18 protein-coding genes are annotated in these 21,568 nt (G+C 68.6%); 10 read left to right on the top strand and 8 right to left on the bottom strand.

Translation table 11 applies throughout. The features are described from left to right. Positions 1-240: 240 nt before the first annotated feature. The 6 genes from acnA to A5780_RS30040 all read left to right on the top strand — a co-directional run bounded on the left by acnA (position 241) and on the right by A5780_RS30040 (position 8,090). A complete protein-coding gene (gene acnA / locus A5780_RS30065) occupies positions 241-3,036 on the top strand; it encodes an aconitate hydratase AcnA (RefSeq protein ID WP_064910539.1) in 2,796 nt (931 codons plus the stop codon). 172 nt (positions 3,037-3,208) lie between these two features. Then, positions 3,209-3,775, top strand: coding sequence for a TetR/AcrR family transcriptional regulator (locus A5780_RS30060; RefSeq protein ID WP_030514537.1), 567 nt, complete (start codon positions 3,209-3,211; stop codon positions 3,773-3,775). 53 nt (positions 3,776-3,828) lie between these two features. Further along, a complete protein-coding gene (locus A5780_RS30055; protein ID WP_231983146.1) occupies positions 3,829-5,979 on the top strand; it encodes a prolyl oligopeptidase family protein in 2,151 nt (716 codons plus the stop codon). Positions 5,980-6,065: 86 nt separating this feature from the next. Continuing rightward, a complete protein-coding gene (locus A5780_RS30050) occupies positions 6,066-6,470 on the top strand; it encodes a thioesterase family protein (RefSeq protein WP_227462786.1) in 405 nt (134 codons plus the stop codon). A gap of 175 nt (positions 6,471-6,645) precedes the next feature. Further along, entirely contained in the window at positions 6,646-7,119 is a 474-nt protein-coding gene (locus tag A5780_RS30045) for a hypothetical protein (RefSeq protein WP_227462785.1), read from the top strand. An 11-nt stretch (positions 7,120-7,130) separates the two neighbouring features. After that, positions 7,131-8,090, top strand: coding sequence for a hypothetical protein (locus A5780_RS30040; RefSeq protein ID WP_063013990.1), 960 nt, complete (start codon positions 7,131-7,133; stop codon positions 8,088-8,090). 7 nt (positions 8,091-8,097) lie between these two features. On the opposite strand, the gene A5780_RS30035 is transcribed toward A5780_RS30040, so the two are convergent. After that, complete coding sequence (locus A5780_RS30035; protein WP_174553958.1) at positions 8,098-8,601, bottom strand: MarR family winged helix-turn-helix transcriptional regulator; 504 nt, start codon at positions 8,599-8,601, stop codon at positions 8,098-8,100. A 70-nt stretch (positions 8,602-8,671) separates the two neighbouring features. On the opposite strand from A5780_RS30035, the gene A5780_RS30030 reads away from it, so the two are divergent. After that, complete coding sequence (locus A5780_RS30030; RefSeq protein WP_064910614.1) at positions 8,672-9,172, top strand: cupin domain-containing protein; 501 nt, start codon at positions 8,672-8,674, stop codon at positions 9,170-9,172. Between the two features lie 70 nt (positions 9,173-9,242). On the opposite strand, the gene A5780_RS30025 is transcribed toward A5780_RS30030, so the two are convergent. The 6 genes from A5780_RS30025 to A5780_RS30000 all read right to left on the bottom strand — a co-directional run bounded on the left by A5780_RS30025 (position 9,243) and on the right by A5780_RS30000 (position 16,754). Then, positions 9,243-9,485 (bottom strand): helix-turn-helix domain-containing protein, encoded by a 243-nt coding sequence (locus tag A5780_RS30025; protein WP_051042699.1) that lies wholly within the window; start codon positions 9,483-9,485, stop codon positions 9,243-9,245. Positions 9,486-9,625: 140 nt separating this feature from the next. Next, positions 9,626-11,257: an ABC-F family ATP-binding cassette domain-containing protein gene (locus tag A5780_RS30020; protein ID WP_063028031.1), complete on the bottom strand. Its 1,632-nt coding sequence runs from the start codon at positions 11,255-11,257 to the stop codon at positions 9,626-9,628. Between the two features lie 215 nt (positions 11,258-11,472). Next, positions 11,473-11,682, bottom strand: coding sequence for a hypothetical protein (locus A5780_RS30015; protein WP_197521916.1), 210 nt, complete (start codon positions 11,680-11,682; stop codon positions 11,473-11,475). Between the two features lie 42 nt (positions 11,683-11,724). Next, positions 11,725-12,678, bottom strand: coding sequence for a TIGR03557 family F420-dependent LLM class oxidoreductase (locus A5780_RS30010; RefSeq protein WP_064910535.1), 954 nt, complete (start codon positions 12,676-12,678; stop codon positions 11,725-11,727). Between the two features lie 54 nt (positions 12,679-12,732). Continuing rightward, a complete protein-coding gene (locus tag A5780_RS30005) occupies positions 12,733-13,839 on the bottom strand; it encodes an enolase C-terminal domain-like protein (protein WP_064910534.1) in 1,107 nt (368 codons plus the stop codon). After that, positions 13,836-16,754, bottom strand: coding sequence for an FAD-binding and (Fe-S)-binding domain-containing protein (locus A5780_RS30000; RefSeq protein WP_064910532.1), 2,919 nt, complete (start codon positions 16,752-16,754; stop codon positions 13,836-13,838). Before A5780_RS30000 ends, A5780_RS30005 begins: the two co-directional genes overlap by 4 nt. Before the next feature lie 231 nt (positions 16,755-16,985). Between A5780_RS30000 and A5780_RS29995 the strand changes: the two genes are divergently transcribed. Then, positions 16,986-17,966, top strand: a complete 981-nt coding sequence (locus A5780_RS29995; protein ID WP_063013974.1) for an SDR family oxidoreductase — start codon at positions 16,986-16,988, stop codon at positions 17,964-17,966. Between the two features lie 114 nt (positions 17,967-18,080). Further along, complete coding sequence (locus A5780_RS29990) at positions 18,081-19,886, top strand: thiamine pyrophosphate-requiring protein (protein ID WP_063013972.1); 1,806 nt, start codon at positions 18,081-18,083, stop codon at positions 19,884-19,886. 18 nt (positions 19,887-19,904) lie between these two features. Here A5780_RS29990 and A5780_RS40400 read toward each other — a convergent pair whose 3' ends face one another. Further along, positions 19,905-20,054 carry a hypothetical protein gene (locus A5780_RS40400; RefSeq protein ID WP_156511336.1) on the bottom strand — a complete coding sequence of 50 codons (150 nt, stop codon included), beginning with the start codon at positions 20,052-20,054 and terminating at the stop codon, positions 19,905-19,907. Between the two features lie 280 nt (positions 20,055-20,334). On the opposite strand from A5780_RS40400, the gene A5780_RS29985 reads away from it, so the two are divergent. Next, the gene (locus tag A5780_RS29985) at positions 20,335-21,558 is read left to right on the top strand and encodes a cytochrome P450 (RefSeq protein WP_082976800.1); all 1,224 of its coding nucleotides are present in this window, start codon (positions 20,335-20,337) and stop codon (positions 21,556-21,558) included. The last annotated feature ends 10 nt before the right edge of the window (positions 21,559-21,568 follow it).

Below are 21,568 nucleotides of genomic sequence, written 5' to 3'. Positions count from 1 at the left end.
GCGACGACTCCGACGGGGCCTTCGAGCACAGTACGCGACGGGGGGATCATGGATGGCGGCACGCCGCGCCGTACGTGCCCCGCATGCTTCATAGGACAAGCGTACTGTTAGAGTTCGGAAGTACGAGGCGCGCAGCCCGAAACGCGTCCTCGGCGACAGCCGCCGGCGCAGCCCCGCCGGTGGCCACCCACGGGGCCCGCACGCGCCCCGATCGGAACACCGACGAGTGGAGCTGAACGTATGACAAGTATCGATACATTCGGCGCCAAGGGCACCCTCGAGGTCGGAAGCAACTCCTACGAGATCTTCCGTCTCTCGGCCGTGCCCGGCACCGAGAAGCTGCCCTACGCCCTGAAGGTCCTGGCGGAGAACCTGCTCCGCACCGAGGACGGCGCCAACATCACCGCCGACCACATCCGCGCCATCGCCAACTGGGATCCGTCGGCGGAGCCGAGTATCGAGATCCAGTTCACCCCCGCCCGCGTGATCATGCAGGACTTCACCGGCGTGCCGTGTGTGGTCGACCTGGCCACCATGCGTGAGGCCGTCACCGCGCTCGGTGGCGACCCGAACAAGGTCAACCCGCTCTCCCCCGCCGACATGGTCATCGACCACTCGGTCATCCTCGACGTCTTCGGCCGCGCCGACGCCCTCGAGCGCAACGTCGACCTCGAGTACCAGCGCAACGGTGAGCGCTACCAGTTCCTGCGCTGGGGCCAGGGCGCGTTCGACGACTTCAAGGTCGTCCCCCCGGGCACCGGCATCGTGCACCAGGTCAACATCGAATACCTGGCCCCGACCGTCATGACCCGCAACGGCCAGGCCTACCCGGACACCTGCGTCGGCACCGACTCGCACACCACGATGGTCAACGGCCTGGGCGTGCTGGGCTGGGGCGTCGGCGGTATCGAGGCCGAGGCCGCGATGCTGGGCCAGCCGGTCTCGATGCTCATTCCGCGGGTCGTCGGCTTCAAGCTCACCGGTGAGATCCAGCCGGGCGTGACCGCCACCGACGTCGTGCTCACCGTCACCGACATGCTGCGCAAGCACGGTGTGGTCGGCAAGTTCGTCGAGTTCTACGGCGCCGGTGTGGCCGAGGTGCCGCTGGCCAACCGCGCCACCCTGGGCAACATGAGCCCCGAATTCGGCTCCACCGCGGCGATCTTCCCGATCGACGAGGAGACCATCAACTACCTGCGTTTGACCGGCCGCTCCGACGAGCAGCTGGCCCTGGTCGAGGCCTACGCCAAGGAACAGGGCATGTGGCACGACGCCGCGCACGAGCCCGCCTACTCGGAGTACCTCGAGCTCGACCTGAGCACCGTGGTGCCCTCGATCGCCGGTCCGAAGCGCCCGCAGGACCGCATCCTGCTCGGCGAGTCGAAGGCCGCGTTCCGCTCCGACATCACCGACTACGTCACCGGTGACTACACCGCGCTCGACGAGGGCGTCGAGGAGACCTTCCCCGCCTCGGATCCGGTCTCGGTGTCGGCCGGCGCGGGCACGGAGAGCTACACCCCGGCCCACTCGGCGGCCAACGGTGCCGAGGGGCGTCCGTCCAAGCCGGTCAAGGTGGTTTCCGAGGATCGCGGCGAGTTCATCCTCGATCACGGCGCGGTCGTGGTCGCGGGTATCACCTCCTGCACCAACACCTCCAACCCGTCGGTCATGATCGGCGCGGCGCTGCTGGCCCGCAACGCGGTGGAGAAGGGCCTGTCCAGCAAGCCGTGGGTCAAGACCAACATGGCCCCGGGTTCGCAGGTCGTCTCCGACTACTACGAGAAGGCCGGTCTGTGGCCCTACCTGGAGAAGCTGGGCTTCTACCTGGGTGGCTACGGCTGCACCACCTGCATCGGCAACACCGGCCCGCTGCCGGAGGAGATCTCCACGGCCGTCAACGACAACGACCTGTCGGTGACCGCGGTGCTGTCCGGCAACCGCAACTTCGAAGGCCGCATCTCCCCCGACGTGAAGATGAACTACCTGGCCTCGCCGCCGCTGGTCATCGCCTACGCGCTCGCGGGCACGATGGACTTCGACTTCGAGAAGGACGCGCTGGGTCAGGACACCGACGGCAAGGACGTGTTCCTGCGCGACATCTGGCCCTCGGCCCAGGAGATCGACGACACCATCAAGTCGGCGATCAGCCAGGACATGTTCCGCAAGTCCTACGCCGACGTCTTCAAGGGCGACGAGCGCTGGCGCAACCTCGACACTCCGTCCGGTGACACCTTCGCCTGGGACGAGAACTCCACCTACGTCCGCAAGGCGCCGTACTTCGACGGGATGGAACTCGAGCCGGCTCCGGTCGAGGACATCAAGGGCGCCCGCGTGCTGGCCCTGCTGGGTGATTCGGTCACCACCGACCACATCTCCCCGGCCGGTCCGATCAAGCCGGGCACCCCGGCCGCGCAGTACCTCGACTCGCACGGCGTCCAGCGCAAGGACTACAACTCCCTGGGCTCGCGGCGCGGTAACCACGAGGTCATGATCCGTGGCACCTTCGCCAACATCCGGCTGCGCAACCAGCTGCTCGATGACGTCTCGGGTGGTTACACCCGCGACTTCACCCAGGAGGGCGGCCCGCAGGCGTTCATCTACGACGCCTCGCAGAACTACCAGAAGGCCGGCATTCCGCTGGTCGTGCTGGGCGGTAAGGAGTACGGCTCGGGTTCCTCGCGCGACTGGGCGGCCAAGGGCACCCGTCTGCTGGGCGTCAAGGCCGTCATCACCGAGTCGTTCGAGCGCATCCACCGCTCCAACCTGATCGGCATGGGCGTGATCCCGCTGCAGTTCCCGGCGGGTGAGTCGGCCGCGTCGCTGGGCCTGGACGGCACCGAGGTGTTCGACATCGAGGGCATCACCAAGCTCAACGAGGGCACCACGCCGAAGACCCTGAAGGTCACCGCGACCAAGGAGAACGGCGAGAAGGTCACCTTCGACGCGGTCGTGCGCATCGACACCCCCGGTGAAGCCGACTACTACCGTAACGGCGGCATCCTGCAGTTCGTGCTGCGCAACATGATTCGCGGCTGATATCCCGCATCCGCGCTGCGTCGTGCCGCGCCCGGCGTCCGTTCGGCTCGCCGGGCCGGCACGAACAGCGTTGCGCCGCTGCAGGATCTACGCGTTCATGCTCGTACTGTGAGAACCCCCGCGCCGGATCGTCCCGGCGCGGGGGTCCGTGCATTCCCCGCTGGAGGAGCCCATGCCCAAGGTCAGTGACGATCACCTCGCCGCCCGGCGCAGCCAGATTCTGGACGGGGCGCGGCGGTGTTTCGCCGAATTCGGGTACGAGGGTGCGACCGTCCGCCGCCTGGAAGAGGCGATCGGGCTGTCCCGCGGCGCGATCTTCCATCATTTCCGGGACAAGGACGCCCTGTTCCTGGCACTGGCCCAGGAGGATGCCGAACGGATGGCCGAGGTCGCGGCCAACGAGGGCATCGTGCAGGTCATGCGGGAGATGCTCGACAATCCCGCGCAGTACAACTGGCTGGGCACCCGCCTCGAGATCGCCCGGCGACTGCGCACCGATCCCGAGTTCGCCGCCGGCTGGACCCAGCGTTCGGCCGAGCTGACCGCGGCCACCCTGGCCCGCCTCGAACGCCGCAAGGCGGCCGGCGCGCTACGCGACGACGTCCCCACCGACGTGCTGCTCGGCTATCTCGATCTCGTCCTCGACGGCCTCATCGCCCGCATCGCCTCCGGTCATGTCAACGAAAACCTCACGGCCGTACTCGATCTCGTGGAGGCGTCGGTTCGCCGCCGGGAGTGAGCCGGCCGCGACAACCGTCCGTGCCCCGGCCGGATTCGCCGTACCATGTGCTGATGATCATGGGGCGGGGACGACGACACGGATCGGCCGGCGGTGCGCCGCGTACCTCCTTGCGGCGTGCGGCGGCCCTGCTGTCGATCGCCGTGCTGGCCGCCGCGTGCGGCGGTGGCGCCTCACCGCAGGACCCGTATCTCTGGCTCGAAGAACTCGACAGTCCGCGCGTGCAGGCGTGGGTCGGCGAACAGAACCGCCGGACCCTCGACGTGCTCGAACACGATCCGCGCTACGCCGACAATCTCGCGCAGGCGACGGCGCTGGCGAAGACGTCCGACCGGATCCCGATGCCGCGCTTCGAGGACGGCACCGTCGAGAACTTCTGGCAGGACGGTGACCACAAACGCGGCATCTGGCGCGAGACGACAACCGCCGATTACGAAGCGCCGCAACCGGCCTGGACCACCCTGCTCGACCTCGACGAGCTGTCACGAGCCGAAGGGAAGAACTGGGTCTGGCGAGGCGCCGACTGCGATCCGGTCACCCATCGCCGGTGCCTGATCAGTTTGTCCGACGGCGGCGAGGACGCCGTGTCGGTCCGCGAATTCGACCGGGGCACACGGCAGTTCGTGCCGGGCGGATTCGTGGTGCCGCGAGGCAAGGTGGACCTCACGTTCAGCGACGAGAATACGGTGCTCATCGCGCGGGAATGGCAGCCTGGCGAGACGACGGCCTCCGGATACCCGTATGTCGTCCGGCAGTGGCGCCGCGGCCAACCCCTGGACGCCGCGACCGAACTCGCGCGGGGCGAGCGGACCGATCAGCTGTCGACCACGCCGGTAGTGCTGGACAACGGCGCCGGCCGCCGGCTCGATCTCGTCGTACGCGGGCGCACCTTCTTCGAACACGACGTCGAACTGCTCACCGCGACCGGCCCCGCGCCGACCGCGCTCCCGGCGAAGTCGGACCTCGCGGGTTTCGTCGGCAATCACATCCTGGTGTCGCTCCAGCAGGACTGGGCGGTCGGCGCGACGACCTATCCGTCGGGTGCGCTGGTGTCGGTGGATGCCGACCGGCTGATCGCCGATCCGGCCCGGCCGCAGGTGACACCGGTCTATGTCCCCGGTCCGTCGGAGAGTCTGAGTGGTGTGCAGACCACGCGCGACCACGCGGTGGTCACCTCGCTGAACGACGTGCGCGGTCGCGCCACGGTCTACACCCCGCGTCCGGACGGGAGCTGGTCGCCGACTCCGGTGCCGTTGCCCGACAACGCGACCGTCGACACCGTCACCGCCGATCCGACGGGCGATCGCGCCTATCTCTCGGTGACCTCGTTCCTCGTGCCGACCACACTGTGGAGTGTGGACACCGCCGCCGGCACGGCCCGGCAGGTGAAAAGCACACCGCCGCAGTTCGATTCGTCGCGTTACGTGGTCGAGCAGCGCAAAGCCACCTCGGCCGACGGCACCGCCGTGCCGTATTTCGTGGTCCACGCCGCCGCTATGGCGTTCGACGGCTCGAACCCCACCCTGATGTACGCCTACGGTGGTTTCGGCGTGTCGCAGACTCCGTCCTATCAGGGACTGCTCGGCCGGCTCTGGCTCGATCACGGCGGCGTCTTCGTCCTGGCGAACATCCGCGGCGGCGGTGAGTTCGGGCCTGCCTGGCACGAGGCCGCGCGCACGACCGGCCGGCAGCGGGCGTTCGACGATTTCGCGGCCGTCGGCAAGGATCTGGTAGCCCGCGGCGTGACCAGCGCGCGGCGGCTCGGCATCCAGGGCGGCTCGAACGGCGGCCTGCTCATGGGTGTCGAATTCGTCCAGCATCCGGAGATGTGGAACGCCGTCGACATCCAGGTGCCGCTGCTGGACATGATGCGCTACGAGAAGATCGCCGCGGGCGCCTCTTGGGTCGACGAGTACGGCAGCGTCGACGATCCCACTCAGCGGGCGTTTCTCGAATCCATCTCGCCGTACGGGCAATTGCGACGCGGCACGCACTATCCGGAACCGTTCGTCTGGACCACGACCAAGGATGACCGGGTGGGCCCGCAGCACGCCCGCAAATTCGCCGCGCGGCTGGCCGAATTCGGCGATCCGTATCTGTTCTACGAGGCGGGCGAGGGCGGCCACGGTGCGGGCGCCGATCGCGAGGAGCAGGCCCACACCAGCGCGCTCGAGTACACGTATCTGATGCGGCGACTCATGTAGCCGCCGCCCGGACGGTGACCGATCCCACGCTCGATCCGGAAATACCGGGAACACGGCACCCGTTCGCCCCGGATATGACCTTCTCTGTGCCCGTCACCGTCCGCGGTTACGAACTCGACGTCAACGGCCATCTCAACCAGGCCGTGTACCACCAGTACGCCGAGCACGCCCGCTGGGAGGTGCTGCGCGCGGCCGGTCTGGTCCCGGACAAGATGCGGCTGTCCGGACTCGGTCCGGTGGTTCTGGAATCCACCGTCAAGTATCGGCGGGAGCTGCATCTGGGCGACGAGATCACCGTGACCTGCGAATGCCGCTGGGGAGAGGGCAAAGCGTTCTGGATGGACCAGCAGATCCGCAAGTTGGACGGGACCGTCTCCGCGGAATTCTCCGTCGTGCTCGGGCTGATGGATCTGGACGCGCGCAAACTCGTGTCGAACCCGGGTAAACGCTTCCTCGAGCTTGCCGAATCCCCCGACGTGCTCGGCCTGTGACCCGTTGACAGCTCAACCGAATAGCTTTCGGCGATAGTGTTTTCCGCGCCCGGGCCAGGGCACCGAGTTTGCACCGGAAATCTTTCGTTGCGAACCGGCCCGGCACCGCGGCGGGCTATGATCCAGATCACGCTCGACTTCCGGGGCAAATTGCGAGCAGATCGGAGTCCAGCCCATGAACGATGCCCGCCGCCAGGTACCCGAACGCACCCGGCCGCGCCCGCTACCCCGTCACCCGGCGCCACCGCTGTCCGGTCGCCTGGTCGCCGAATCTCGCGACACCATCAGCGTCCGCGTCGCCGAGGGAATCTGGACTCTCCACCGCGACGACGTCCTCCAGCTGCGCGACGGATCCCCGGACGCCGGCACCGGCGCCGCGGAACGCCCCGTGCTCGTGTGGATACGGCCCGGCGCCACAGCCGATTTCACGCAGCAGCGCCGCATTCAGCTCACCGAACGCCCGCTGACGCTACCGCCTCGTCCCAGCCCCGCCGTCGGTGACGATCTGCTGGCCCGGCTGACCGACCAGTGGGCCCGGCGGCTCGACGTCACGCCCGCCCCGGGCGCCGCCGGTGCGACGGTGAGCTACAGCCAGACTCGCAGCGGCGGTGGCAGCGACGACGGCACCGCCTGCGACAGCCTGGACTGAGGGGCCGTTCGATGAGTGCCCGCTCGCCGGGTGCCGTGCTGATCGTCGCGGAGACCGGCGATCTACACGCCGACGCGATGGCCTCGATGCTGCGGAATATGTACCGGCTCATACCGATTCGCCTGGATATGCGCGATTTTCCGCGCGAATGCGGCAGTTTCCGGCTCGACCGGGCCGGCGCCGCTCGCTCGATGTCGCATATCGCCGGTCTCGACGACGTGACTGCCGTCTGGTGGCGTCGCCCCCGTCCGTGCCAGGTGCCCGGTGGTTTCCTGGACGGCGACGACGATTTCCGCCAGGCCGAATGCGACGGGTTCCTGCAGGGCCTGCTCTGGTCGATACCGGCGGTCTGGGTCAACGATCCCGGCGCCGACCGCACCGCCACCCGCAAGATCGTGCAACTCGACACCGCCCGGCGCAGCGGTTTCGCGATCCCGGAAACGCTGATCACCAACGATCCCGACGAGGCCCGCAGTTTCGTCGATTCCCGCGGCGGGTCGGTGATCTACAAGCGGACCGGAACCGGCCGCTCCGAATTCTCCGAAACCCGCATCGTGAGCAGCGAGGATCTCGGCCGGTTCGACACCATCCGCTCGGCGCCGACCACCTTCCAGGACTATGTCGAAGCCGAATGCGATCTGCGGGTGGTGTGGATCGACGGCGTCGAATGGGCAGTGCGGATCGACTCGCAATCCGGTGTGGGATGGGTGGATTCGCGCCTGGACACCTCGGTGGCCTTCACGCCCGAGCGGCTGCCGGCCTCGGTGAGCAAGTCGCTGACCACGCTGATGGGTGCGCTCGGACTGGTCTTCGGCGTGCTCGACATCAGACTCGGACTCGACGGCGAGTACTACTTCCTCGAGGTGAATCCGCAGGGGCAGTTCGCGTATCTGGAGATCAAGACGGGGCTGCCGATCTTCGCCAGTCTCGCCCAGTTCCTCGTCCACGGTGAGGCGATGGTCTCCGGCTGAGCCGATGTCATGGCCGGTCCAGCTCGGCCAGCAGCAGCCGCGCGATCCGGTCCAGTTCGGCGCGGTCGCGCACCGACAACCCGGACAGCAGGCGGGTCTCGTTTTCGGTGTGCGCCGTCACGACCTCGTCGACGCGGGCGCGGCCGGCCTCGGTCAGCGCGACCCGGACCGCGCGGCGGTCGGCGGGATCGGCGATACGACGCACCAGTCCGGCCGATTCCAGGCGGTCCAGGCGGCCCGTCATACCGGCGCGCGACAACATCAGGGTGTCGGCCAGGACCGACGGGGTGAGTTCGAACGGTGCACCCGAACGGCGAAGTGCCGCAAGCACATCGAACTCACCGCGTTGCAGCCCGTGCGCGGTGAACACCGCGTCGATCGCGCGCTCGGCGAGGACGTACAGGCGGCCGAGGCGGCCGAGCACCGCCATCGCTGCGAGATCCAGGTCGGGGCGTTCCCGCTCCCACTGCGCCACGATCGCATCCACCGCATCGGTCTGTCGTCCAGCCATGGACACATACTATTCGACGGGATATAGTTCGGTAGCGAACTATCCGATAGCGAACTACTTGGGAGATCCGATGACCACCGCACCCCGCATTCCCGCCGCCGTCGTCCAGCCCGCCGAGGCCGAGGTGCGCGCGACCGACGCCGTGACCATGCGGCTGCTGCTGGATTCCGACCGCACCGGCGGCAGCGTCAGCACGCTCGAGGTCACGATGGCCCCCGGCGCCGACGGGGCGACTCCGCACTACCACACGCTGTCCGACGAGCTGTTCTACGTCGCCGAGGGCGAATTGCAGGTGCTCGCGGGCGAGCAGATCACGACGGTCGCCGCGGGTGGCGCGATCACGGTGCCGCGGTTCATGCCGCACGCCTTCGGCGCCGCCCCGGGTTCACCGGCGCGGATCCTCATCGCGCTGACCCCGGCCGTGCAGCGCTTCGGCTACTTCCGGCTGCTCGAGCGGGTGGCCTCCGGCGAGGCCACCCTCGCCGAACTCGCCGCCACCCAGGACGAATACGACAACCACTTCGTCGACGCGCCGCAGTGGTGGTCCGAACGCAACGCCCACCGCGCGTGAACTCCGGCGGAGCGGCAGAAGACGCCGACGACCGCGGAAGCCGATCGGCCGCTTCGGGCGAGTGGGCGGGTCAGGCCTTGCTGACCGCTTTGCGCCGGTTGGCACCACCACGGCTGCGGAGTTGCACATGCGACTCCACGAGCACGTTGTGTATGAATCCGTACGAGCGGCCGGTCTCCCGCGCCAGCGAACGAATGCTGGCGCCCGCCTCGTATTGCTTCTTGAGCTGGGTCTGCAGCCGGTCGCGCGACTTGCCCGTGACGCGCGTGCCCTTACCCAACATCGACTTCCCCTGTGCGGGCCTGTCACTCATGGCTTCCTCCGGTCGCCGTGCAGCCTCACTCCAGGCTAGACACTCGATCCGCAGTGATCAACGCCTCACTGTGATGAAACTCACCGATTGCGAGGATCTTTCGGCGTGTCTCGGCGCGTCGCAGGAAGCATTCGCCACGCTCAGGCCAGCTGAATCAGCTCCAGGTAGTCCTGCGACCAGTGGTCCTCGGTGCCGTCGGGCAGCATGATCACCCGTTCCGGGTTCAGGGCCTCGGCCGCACCCGGGTCGTGGGTGACCAGAACGACGGCGCCCGCGTAGCTGCGCAGCGCGTCGAGGACCTGTTCGCGCGAGACCGGATCGAGGTTGTTGGTGGGCTCGTCGAGCAGCAGCACGTTGGCCGCCGAGGACACCAGGCCGGCCAGCGCGAGCCGGGTCTTCTCACCGCCGGACAGGGTGCCGGCGGGCTGGTCCAGCTGCGGACCGGTGAACATGAACGCGCCCAGCAGCCCGCGCAGGTCCTGCTCCCCCGCATCCGGTGCGGCGTGGCGAATGTTCTCCCAGACGGTGGCGTTGTCGTCGAGGGTGTCGTGCTCCTGCGCGAAATAGCCGATGCGCAGGCCGCGTCCCGGATCGATCTGCCCGGCGGTCAGCGGCTCGACCCCGGCGAGCAGACGCAGCATGGTCGTTTTGCCCGCGCCGTTGAGGCCGAGGATCACGACCCGGCTGCCCTTGTCGATGGCCAGGTTCACGCCGGTGAAGATCTCCAGCGACCCGTAGAGCTTGGTGAGGTTGGTGGCCATCAGCGGCGTCTTGCCGCAGGGAGCGGGTTCGGGGAACTTGATGCGGGCCACCTTGTCGGCCACGCGCACGTCGTCGAGTTCGGACAGCATGCGCTCGGCGCGCTTGACCATCTGGTGTGCCGCAGCGGCTTTCGTCGCTTTGGCACCGAGTTTGGCCGCCTGCTGCTTGAGCGCGGAGGCCTTCTTCTCCGCGTTGGCGCGCTCGCGGACGCGGCGCTGTTCGTCGGTGGCGCGGGCGTCGAGATACTTCTTCCAGCCCATGTTGTAGATGTCGGCCTCACCACGCACGGCGTCGAGGAACCACACCTTGTTCACCACGTCGGCGAGCAGGTCGACGTCGTGGGAGATGACGATCAGGCCACCGTCGTGGTTCTGCAGGAAGCCCCGCAGCCAGGTGATGGAGTCGGCGTCGAGGTGGTTGGTGGGCTCGTCGAGCAGCAGCGTCGTATCGGATTTGCCGCCGGAGCCGTCGGAGGCGGAGAACAGGATGCGCGCCAGCTCGATGCGACGGCGCTGACCGCCCGACAGCGTGCGCAGGGCCTGGCCCAGCACCCGATCCGGCAGACCGAGGCTGTGGCAGATCCGGGCGGCCTCGCTCTCGGCGACGTAGCCGCCCAGCGCCGAGAATCGTTCCTCGAGCCGGCCGTACTTGCGCACCGCCTTCTCGCGTTCGGCGTCGTCGACAACCTCGGCCATCAGTGCCTGCTGCTTCTCCATATCGCGGATCAGCTTGTCGAGTCCCCGCGCCGAGAGCACGCGGTCGCGCGCCAGCACATCGAGATTTCCCTCACGCGGATCCTGCGGCAGATAGCCGATTTCGCCCGAGCGAATCACCTTGCCGGCGTAGGGTTCTCCCTCACCGGCCAGGATGCGCAGGGTGGTGGTCTTGCCCGCGCCGTTGCGGCCGACGAGACCGATCCGATCACCGGCCTGCACCCGCAGCGCCGACCCCGGCGCGGTGAGCAGGGTGCGGATTCCGGCCCGGACCTCCAGGTCGGTCGCGGTGATCACAACAGTCTCCTAGCACGGTAAGGGGGCAAACGGTTCGATTGTGCATCCCTCGGACACACCAGAACCACCCATTTTACCGGCCCTCGACGGTCACTCGGCCACCACCCGCAGCGTGCGCAAGCTCGGATCGGCCGGATCCGGCACATTCATCCCGTTTTCCACTCCGGACCCCAGCTAGTCCACGACCGCGGCGTCGACCAGTTCCCCGGGCACGATCACCGGGATACCCGATAGCCGCCGCGCGAGAGCCGGTCGTCGAGACCGGGCGCGGCGAGGATGTCGGCCGCCAGCACGCCGCCGAGGACCTCGCGCACGCGCGGATCGGCGCCCGCGCCCTGCCGATGGCCGGGCGGAGTGAAGCCGTAGCGGCCGAGTTGGCGGTATTCGGCCCAAGCGTCCGGCACGGGGGCCCGTGAGTGATCCATCCGATTCGCCTCTCCTCGGTGCCGATAGTGATTGCGTCTCGCTCAGCGCAGGGCCGGGAGTACTTCCTTCTCGTATGCGGTGAAGAAGCCCTCCAGATCCGGCCCGATCTGGCCGACGTAGATCTCGTCCGCGCCCGCGTCCACACAGGTGCGCAACTGGTCGATGTGGCGTTGCGGGTCCGGCCCGGCGGCGAAGTGCTGCCGCGACGCCTCGCGGTCGAGCAACGACATCGCGTCCTCGAAATCGGCGGGGCGCGGCAGGGTCTGGCCCAGCTGACCGGGCAGCAGTTCGTTGGCCCACAGCCGGTGGGCGGCGTCGACGCCGGCCTCCTCGTCGGCCGCCCAGCTCACCTTGGTGCCCATCTGCACCGGTTTGGCGCCACCTCCGCTGTCGCGGAACAGGTCGACCAGCTCGGCGTCGGGCATGCTCGTGCAGTAGCCGTCGCCGATGCGCGCCGCCAATTCCGTTGCCTGCGGGCCGAATCCGGATACATAGATCGGCACGGGCTGTTCGGGCAACGTGTAGATCCGCGCCTCCTGCACCGTGTAGCGCTCGCCGCGATAGGTCACCACGTCACCGCGGTGCAGGCGGCGGATCAGGTCCACGGCTTCGGCCAGCATCCGCAGCCGCTCCCCCGGCGGCGGCCACGGATCGCCGAAGATGTGTTCGTTGAGCGCTTCGCCGCTGCCGACGCCGAGCACGAAACGGCCGTCGAGCTGCACGGCCGCAGTGGCCGCTGCCTGGGCGATGATCGCGGGATGGATGCGCACCGTCGGACAGGTCACGGCCGTGGTGATCGGGAGCGATGTGGCCTGCGACAGCGCGCCGATGGTGCCCCAGACGAACGGGCTGTGGCCCTGGGCGTCGTTCCACGGATGGAAGTGATCGGAAATCCACAGCCGCTCGAAACCCGCCTGTTCCGCGCGCTGGGCCTGCTCGACGAGTTCTTTCGGTCCGAACTGTTCGCTGGCGAGAAAATATCCGATGGCTGCCATGTCCGGCGGTTACCCAGCAGCCGCGCCGGTATTCGGCCGCCCGGACGCACCCCGTCACCGCCGGCCGGCGCCGTCGACCGAAAATTTTCCGGCCGAGTCCGCGAGCCGCATACCGTGCCCGGCGCCCCGGCCGGTCGCGAGTACACCGTCGCGGACCTCGGGCACGCCGTCGGCAAGCAGTGGCTCCAGCCGGGCGTGGTCGATGAACCATTCCACGTGACGCAGATGGGCGAACGAGGACACGATCGGGGCGTGCAGCGAGGGCGCGCAGTGGGCGGAGATGTCCAGGCCGTGCGCGGCGGCGAGAGCGGCGCATTCCAGGAAGCCGCTGTAGCCGCCGCAGCGGGTCACATCGAGTTGCAGGCAGTCCACCGAGCCGATCAGCGCGGCCGCGTCGTAGTGGCGGTAGACGTATTCGCCGGCGGTCACATCGCAGCGCAGCGCCGCCCGCAGCAACGCCAGCCCGGGCGGATCGTCGCTGGTGACGGGCTCTTCGAACCAGATCACGCCGTGCCGGTCGAGGTCGGCGCCGACCCGGCGGGCCAGAGCGGCGGAGTAGGCGCCGTTCGCGTCGACCATCAGGCGGGCGCGGTCGCCGAGGAGACCGTTCGCGAAAGACACCCGCTCGAGGTCCCGCTCGGTCCGCTCGCCACGATCCTCCCCGATCTTGATCTTGACGCACCGGCAACCCGCCGACAGCCAGCCGTCGATCTGCTCGCCCAGCTCGTCGTCGGTGAGGGTGGTGAATCCGCCCGAGCCGTAGACCGGTGTCGCCGGGCGCACCGCGCCGAACAGCCGGCTCAGCGGCACGTCGAGCAGGCGCGCCTTCAGGTCCCACAGAGCGATGTCGACGGCGCTGAGCGCATGTGCGACGACGGCAGCGGTGCCCAGATTGCGGCAGGCGCGCTGCATCCGGATCCGGCAGTCGCCGATATCGAGCGGCGAACGCCCGGCCAGGACCGGGGCGAGCACCTCGCGCACGATCGCCGCGGTGGCGCCGCCGCTGTAGGTCCACCCCAGCCCGGTCTGGCCGCCCGCGTCGATCTCGACGGTCACCGCGGTGGTCGCCTCCCATTCGAGGGTGCCGTCGGCTTCCGGCTCCGGCGTCGGAAACCGGTAGACCCCGACCCGGACCGACTCGTCGATGGTCGCCGCACTCATCCCTGGCCCTTCGCCGCCAGCGCCGCCGCCAGCAGTTCGACCGCGTGGCGCGGATCGGCGTCCGGTTGCAGCTGCCGGATCTGGGTCCGGCAGCTGAATCCGTCGGCGAGCACCACGGTGCCCGGATCACGCTCGCGCACCGCCGGCATCAGCTTGTCCTCGGCGCAGGCCACCGAGACGTCGTAGTGGCCGCGTTCGAAGCCGAAATTGCCTGCCAGACCGCAACATCCGGCATCGAGGACCTGCACGTCGGCGCCGGTCGAGGAGAGCAGTTCGCGATCGGTGTCGTAGTGCATGATCGCGTGGTGGTGGCAGTGCGGCTGCACCATGGCCGCGGTGTCGACGTGCGGCGGGTTCCAGTCCGGCGCCCGCTCGGCCAGCAGTTCGGCGAGCGTGTAGGTCTGTTTCGACAGCCGCTCGGCGTCCTGGTCGCCGTAGAGCAGTTCGGGCAGATCGGCCCGGAACACGGCCGCGCAGCTGGGTTCGAGGACGACGATCGGCGTGCTGTCGCGCAACTGCGGCGCCAGCACCCGCAACGTGCGGCGCAGTACGCGTTTGGCGGTGGGCAGCTGGCCGGTGGAAATCCAGGTCAGACCGCAGCAGACGGTGCGCTCGGGCACGATCACGGAGAAGCCCGCGGCCTCCAGCACAGTCACCGCGGCTTCGGCGATTCCGGGTTCGAAATTATTGGTGAAGGTATCTGGCCACAGCAGCACCGTGCCGCGCTCGCCGGTGGTGGAGCTCGTGTGGTTGCGGAAGGTGCGAGTGAACCGGCTGCGCGCGAAGCGGGGCATTTCCCGTTCCTGCGCGATGCCGCCCGCGGCCGAGACCAGGCGCCGCAGACCCGGGGTGTGGGTCACGGCGTTGGCGAGCGGAGCCATCGAGGTGCCGAGCCGGGCCCACAGCGGAATCCAGCCCATCGAATAGTGGGCCATCGGCCGGACCCGGTGTTCGTAGTGGTGGGACAGGAATTCGGCCTTGTAGGTGGCCATATCGACATCGACCGGGCAATCGCTGCGACACCCCTTGCACGCCAGGCACAGATCGAGCGCGTCGCGGACCTCGGTGGATCGCCAGCCGTCGGTGATCGCCTCGCCCTGCAGCATTTCGAACAGCAGCCGGGCCCGCCCGCGAGTGGAATGCTCCTCCTCCCGCGTCGCGCGGTAGCTGGGGCACATGACCCCGCTGCTCTCGCCGCGGCATTTGCCGACACCCACGCAGCGTCCGGCCGCCTCGCTGAAGCGGTGATCGTCGTCGGGAAAGGCGAAGTGCGTCACCGGTTCCCACGGCCGGTAGTCGCTACCCTGGCGCAGATCCGAATCCAGTCGATGCGGCTGGACGATCTTGCCGGGGTTCATCCGGTTGCGCGGATCGAACAGCGCCTTCACCTCACCGAAGGCGCGAACCACCTTGTCGCCGAACATGATCGGCAACAGTTCGGCGCGCGACTGGCCGTCGCCGTGCTCGCCGGACAGCGACCCGCCGTAGCTGCTCACCAGGCGTGCGGCCCGTTCGACGAAGCGCCGGTAGTGCGCGATCCCGTCGGCGGTGCGCAGGTCGAACGGGATGCGGGTGTGCACACAGCCGTGACCGAAATGCCCGTAGAGCGAACTGGATTCGTAGTCGAATTCCTCGAGCAGCGCGTCGAAGTCGCGCAGATAGTCGCCGAGCCGCTCGGGCGGGACCGCGGCGTCCTCCCATCCCTCGTGCGTTTCCGGGCCGTCGGGCGGATAGGCGGTGGCGCCGAGTCCGGCCTCGCGGGCGGCCCACACCTCGGCCTCGCGGTCGGGATCGTCCAGGATGGTGGAGCTCGCGCCGGTGGCGCGTTCGAGATCGGCGATCATCTTCTTCGCCCGCGCGTCGGCCTGCTTCTGGTCGTCGCCGTCGAATTGCACCATCAGCCAAGCCTTCCCGTCGGGCAACTGGGAGATGGCCTTCGCCGCCAGATGTTGGCTGTGCTCCAGTTGGACCAGGCGATGGTCGAGGCCCTCGAGGGCGGCGGGGTCGTGCGGCAGGATGCGGAAGACCGCGTCGGCGGCGTGATAGACGTCGGGGAAGCCGAGCACGACCATCGCCTTGGCGGCCGGCACCCGGACCAGCTCGATCTCCGCGCGCAGCACGGTCACCAGTGTGCTTTCGCTGCCGACGAGGAACTTCGCGATATCGAATCCTCGCTCCGGCAGCAGCGCGTCCAGGTTGTATCCGGAGACCCTGCGGGGAATGTCCGGATACGCGGCGCGGATGTCGTCGGCGTAGCGGTCCCGGATCTCCCGCAGCCGGCGGACCAGCTCGTCGGCCTCCGGATTCGCGCCCGGGATCGGGTCCTCGGCACCCACCCAGGCCCGCAATCCGTCGTAGGTGAGGATCTCGAGCCGGCGCACGGAGTCGACCATTTTTCCGTAGGCCTGTGCCGTGGCACCGCACGAGTTGTTGCCGATCATTCCGCCGATCGTGCAACTGACGTGAGTCGACGGCTTGGGGCCGACCATCAGCCCGGACGACTTCAACTGCTGATTGAGCGGATCGAGCGCGATCCCCGGTTCCACCACGGCGGTGCGCGTTTCAGGGTCGACGCCGAGCAGCCGATGGCAGTATTTGGTCCAGTCGATCACGACCGCGGTATTGCAGCTCTGCCCGGCGAGGCTCGTGCCACCGCCACGGGAGAGCAAGGGGACGTCGTGGTCGCGACAGATTCCGACCGCGATCGCGGCGGCCTCCGGTGTGTGCGGAACAACCACGCCCAGTGGCAGAGCGCGATAGTTCGAGGCGTCGGTGGAATAGGTGGCGCGACTACCCGAATCGAAACGGACCTCCCCGTCGACCGCCTCCTTCAGGGCGGTTTCGAGTGCCTGCAGCGGCCATCGGTCTCGATTCGAGCCGCGGTGCGGGCGGGCCGCGCGATCCGAAATCGTCATTCGTGCACCCCTGTCATGGTCGGCCGGATGTGGTGCGGCCGCACCTCGCCGCGGGCGGCCGGACATCGCGCGGGTACCCGGTCGACCGCAGGTCACACCCGCCGAATCGGACACGATGGCAGGCGATCCCGGCCCGAATAACGGCGCACGGCGCGGGTACGCCGCAGATGCGACGCCCCTGCAGCAGCCTTCGGCGGGGCGCCGGACAACCGCGCGAGGAGAGGAGACCGAGTGAGCGCGCAGTCACCCGTCGTAGTCGTCACCGGAGCCAGTGCCGGAATCGGGCGCGCCGCCGCGCGGCGCTTCGCCGCCGACGGTGCCCGCGTGGCGCTGCTGGCCCGCGGGCGCGCCGGACTGGACGCCGCGGCGAAGGACGTGGAACGAGCCGGTGGTACGGCATTGCCGATCCCTACCGACGTCGCCGACTACGACGCCGTCGAGGCGGCCGCCGACCGCGTAGAAGAGCAGTGGGGTCCGATCGACGTGTGGGTGAATTCGGCGTTCACCTCGGTCTTCGCCCCCTTCACCGAGATCGAGCCGAAGGAGTATCGCCGCGTCACCGAGGTCACCTATCTCGGCTCGGTGCACGGGGTGATGGTGGCGCTGGCCCGGATGCGCCCGCGTAATCGCGGCACCATCGTGCAGGTCGGGTCGGCTCTCGGCGAGCGGGCGATCCCGCTGCAATCGGCCTATTGCGGCGCCAAGCACGCGGTCAACGGATTTCTCGAGGCGGTGCGGGTGGAGCTGATGCACGAGCACAGCGGCGTACACGTGACGATCGTGCAGGCGCCGGCGGTCAACACACCCCAATTCTCCTGGGTGCGTTCGCGTTTGCCGAAGAAGCCGCAGCCGGTGCCGCCGATCTACCAGCCCGAGGTGGTGGCCGACACCATCGCCTTCGCGGCCGAGCATCCGGAACGCAAACAATATTGGGTGGGCGCGAGCACGGTCGGCACAGTCGTCGCGCAGCGGCTCGCGCCGGCGGTGCTGGACCGTTATCTGGCGCGCACCGGCTACGACTCGCAGCAGACCGACGCCGACGAGACCGACCGGCCGGACAATCTGTGGCGCCCGCTCGACGACGAACACGGCCACGACTTCGGCGCACACGGTGACTTCGACGGCCGGGCCCACCGGCACAGCCCGCAGGCGTGGATGTCGCGCTGTGTCGAATCGGTGGCCGGTTCCGTCGCCCGGATGACCCGGCACTGACCGCGATCGGGCCGGTCGGCCGCGGTTGAGTTCGACTACCGCGGGTACCCGCCCGGCGACCAGGGCACGCAGGGCAATTCCCGTGGGATCGACCCGGACAGGACAGGAGAGGATATGGCGCAACAGGTTGGTGACTATGTCGTGGCCCGGCTCAACGAGTGGGGCGTGAAACAAGTTTTCGCCTATCCCGGTGACGGCATCAACGGCTTGGTCGCCGCCTTCGGCCGCACCGAGGACCGGCCGACGTTCGTGCAGGCCCGGCACGAGGAGATGGCGGCGTTCCAGGCCACCGGATACGCCAAGTTCAGCGGGCACGTCGGTGTCTGCATGGCCACGTCCGGTCCGGGCGCGGTCCATCTGCTCAACGGCCTCTACGACGCGAAGCTGGACCATGTGCCGGTGGTGGCGATCATCGGGCAGACCGCGCGCAGCGCGATGGGCGGCAGCTACCAGCAGGAGATCGACCTGCAGAGCCTGTACAAGGACGTGGCCTCCGAATATCTGGTCGAGGTGAACGTCGCCGAACAGCTGCCCAACGCGCTCGACCGCGCGTTCCGCACGGCGTGGACCCGGCGCGCGCCCACCGCGGTGATCATTCCGGCAGATCTGCAGGAGGAAAGCTACGAACCGCCGCAGCACGAATTCAAGCAGGTGCCGTCGAGCCCGCCCGCCGAGATGCATTCGGTGGTCGTGCCCGCGCGCGCGGAGATCGAGCGCGCCGCGGAGGTGATCAGCGCCGGTTCCAAGGTGGCGATCCTGGTCGGCCAGGGTGCCCGCTCGGCCGCGCGCGAGGTGACCGAACTCGCCGAGATCACCGGCGCCGGGGTCGCCAAGGCGCTGCTCGGCAAGGATGTGCTGCCCGACGACCTGCCCTTCGTCACCGGTCCGATCGGGTTGCTCGGCACCCGCCCCAGCTACGAGCTGATGCGCGACTGCGACACCCTGGTGATCGTCGGTTCCAACTTCCCCTACAGCCAGTTCCTGCCCCCGCTGGATCAGGCCCGGGCGGTGCAGATCGATATCGACGGCACCATGATCGGCATGCGGTATCCGACGGAGGTCAATCTGGTCGGTGACGCGAAAGCCACTCTGGCCGAGCTGATTCCGCTGCTGAAGCCGGTCGGTGACCGGTCCTGGCGCGAGACCGTGGAGTCGAATGTGGCGCGGTGGTGGGAAACCGTCGAACGGCAGTCGACGCTGGCCGCGAAACCGGTCAACCCGATGCGAGTGGTCTGGGAACTGTCGCAACAGATTCCGGACAACACCATCGTCACGGCCGATTCCGGATCGTCGACCAACTGGTACGCGCGGTGCCTGAAGTTCCGCGGCAGCATGCGGGGGTCGCTGTCGGGAACGCTGGCCACCATGGGCCCCGGCGTGCCGTACGCGATCGGCGCCAAATTCGCCCATCCGGACCGGCCGGTGATCGCACTCGTCGGTGACGGCGCGATGCAGATGAACGGGCTGGCCGAGCTGATCACCATCGCGCGCTACGCCGAACGCTGGGACGACAAGCGACTGGTGGTGTGCGTCTTCCACAACAACGACCTCAACCAGGTGACCTGGGAACTGCGGTCCATGGGCGGTTCACCGAAATTCGAGGATTCCCAATCGCTTCCGGACATTTCGTACGCCGACGCGGCGCGCTGTTTCGGACTCGCGGCGATCGAGGTCGACGATCCGGAGCAGCTGGCCGGGGCCTGGGAACGCGCCCTGTCCGCCGACCGGCCGACGCTGCTGGACGTGCGCTGTGATCCCGAGGTGCCGCCGATCCCGCCGCACGCCACCTGGGATCAGATGAAGGCGACTGCCGAAGCGGTGCTGCGTGGCGATCCGAACGCCTGGCATCTGGTCGCGCAGGGCATGAAGACGAAGGCACAGGAGTTCCTGCCGGGCGGTCGCTCGGACGACGACCGATGAGTTCGGCCGCGCGCGGGCCTACTCGCGCGCGGCATCCCAATCGGTCAGCGAATGCCTGGCTTGCCGTAGCGCGCACCGGAACCGCTCGCGGTCGGCGCCCGGTGCCACGCTGTCGAACAGGCCGGCCGCCACCGCCGCCACGACCGCGATGATCAGCAGAGTTGTCATAGTGGTCAGTCTGCGACGACCGGCCACGAAGCGACAGAGCCAATACCACATCACTGGCCCGGAAGCCGGGCGTCGGCCACGTAGCCGATGCCCGGCTTCCGCTGCGCAACCGGCACGCCGGTAGGTATCATCGGCCCCCGTACCTCAGATTATGGTTCGGCCCAACGCTTTTGGCTTCACGACGGTGGCGGCTGCCGCCGTCGTCGTCCACCACGACCGTTTGGAGTTGTCTTCTGTGACCACGCCGCATTCGCTGGAATCGTCGTCGAACAGGTGCCCCGTGGCACACAATTCACCGATCGCCCCGGACGGACCGCGTGTTCCCATCTACACCGAGGAATTCGCCGCCGACCCGCGCGGCGGATACGACCGCATGCGCGGCCACCACCGCTCCTTCGCTCCGATCGAGCTCGCCCCCGGCGTGCCGGCGACACTGGTGATCGGCTATCAGGCCGCCCTCGGCATTCTCAACGATCCCGAGCATTTCCCGGCCGACCCGCGTACCTGGCAGCGCACCGTACCGGCCGACAGCCCGATTCTGCCGATGCTCGAGTGGCGCCCGAATGCGTTGCGCAACACGGGTCCCGAGCATGCGCGTTTTCGCGCCGCCAACGTCGCGGCCATCGATGGGGTGGATCTGCACACGGTGCACACGGTCGTCGAGCAGATCGCGATGCCGCTGATCAATTCCTTCAGCGCCGAGGGCCACGCCGATCTGCTGACCCAGTACATCCATCCGCTGGTGTCGGCCAACCTGAACACGATGCTGGGCATCGAACCGGATATCGCCGAGCGGGTCGCGGCCGGGATGGCCGCCATCTTCGACGCGACCGGCGACGCGGCCGCGGGCAACCGGATGCTGGCCGCCGCACTGCAGGAACATACCGATCGCAAGCGCGCCTACCCGGGCGACGACATCACCTCGCGGCTGATCGCGCACGACAGCGGTCTCGACGACGAGGAGGTCATCAACCAGCTGGTCAGCCTGTTCGGCGCCGGGATCGAACCGCAGGTGCATCTGGTCGCCAACGCCCTGCTGCTGATGATGACCGACGAACGGTTCTCCGGAAGCCTGCTCGGTGGCGCCCTGACCACCCGCGACGCGCTGGACTGGGTGTTGTTCAACAATCCCCCGCTGGTGAACTACTGCGCGAGCTATCCGCGGCAGCCGATGCTCGTCGAGGACGTGTGGCTGCCCGCGCATCAGCCGGTGCTGATCGGCATCGCGGCCTGCAACAACGATCCGCAGGTGCGCGAGGGCGACCGCAACGGGAACCGCTCCCATCTGTCGTGGGGCGCCGGGCCGCACGCCTGCCCGGCCCGGCAGATCGGCTATCTGGTCGCCCAGGACGCCGTCGACCAGCTCCTGGACGCGCTGCCGGATATCGAGCTGGCCGTGCCGGTGAACGAACTCCGCTGGCGCCCAGGGCCTTTCCACCGCGCCCTGACCGCCCTCCCGGTCACCTTCCCGCCCTCGCCGCCATTGCGCGGCGCGCTCGGCTAGCGGTGCCACG

Source organism: Nocardia sp. 852002-20019_SCH5090214 (assembly GCF_001665865.1).
GTDB lineage: Bacteria > Actinomycetota > Actinomycetes > Mycobacteriales > Mycobacteriaceae > Nocardia > Nocardia nova.
Note: the sequence above shows the minus strand (reverse complement) of the source record. Positions and strands in the feature narration are given on the sequence as shown.

Coding starts and splice junctions, on each gene's coding strand:
- acnA (WP_064910539.1), top strand. CDS start 241: ATGACAAGTATCGATACATTCGGCGCCAAGGGCACCCTCGAGGTCGGA.
- A5780_RS30060 (WP_030514537.1), top strand. CDS start 3,209: ATGCCCAAGGTCAGTGACGATCACCTCGCCGCCCGGCGCAGCCAGATT.
- A5780_RS30055 (WP_231983146.1), top strand. CDS start 3,829: ATGATCATGGGGCGGGGACGACGACACGGATCGGCCGGCGGTGCGCCG.
- A5780_RS30045 (WP_227462785.1), top strand. CDS start 6,646: ATGAACGATGCCCGCCGCCAGGTACCCGAACGCACCCGGCCGCGCCCG.
- A5780_RS30040 (WP_063013990.1), top strand. CDS start 7,131: ATGAGTGCCCGCTCGCCGGGTGCCGTGCTGATCGTCGCGGAGACCGGC.
- A5780_RS30035 (WP_174553958.1), bottom strand. CDS start 8,601: ATGGCTGGACGACAGACCGATGCGGTGGATGCGATCGTGGCGCAGTGG.
- A5780_RS30030 (WP_064910614.1), top strand. CDS start 8,672: ATGACCACCGCACCCCGCATTCCCGCCGCCGTCGTCCAGCCCGCCGAG.
- A5780_RS30025 (WP_051042699.1), bottom strand. CDS start 9,485: ATGAGTGACAGGCCCGCACAGGGGAAGTCGATGTTGGGTAAGGGCACG.
- A5780_RS30015 (WP_197521916.1), bottom strand. CDS start 11,682: ATGGATCACTCACGGGCCCCCGTGCCGGACGCTTGGGCCGAATACCGC.
- A5780_RS30010 (WP_064910535.1), bottom strand. CDS start 12,678: ATGGCAGCCATCGGATATTTTCTCGCCAGCGAACAGTTCGGACCGAAA.
- A5780_RS30005 (WP_064910534.1), bottom strand. CDS start 13,839: ATGAGTGCGGCGACCATCGACGAGTCGGTCCGGGTCGGGGTCTACCGG.
- A5780_RS30000 (WP_064910532.1), bottom strand. CDS start 16,754: ATGACGATTTCGGATCGCGCGGCCCGCCCGCACCGCGGCTCGAATCGA.
- A5780_RS29990 (WP_063013972.1), top strand. CDS start 18,081: ATGGCGCAACAGGTTGGTGACTATGTCGTGGCCCGGCTCAACGAGTGG.
- A5780_RS40400 (WP_156511336.1), bottom strand. CDS start 20,054: ATGACAACTCTGCTGATCATCGCGGTCGTGGCGGCGGTGGCGGCCGGC.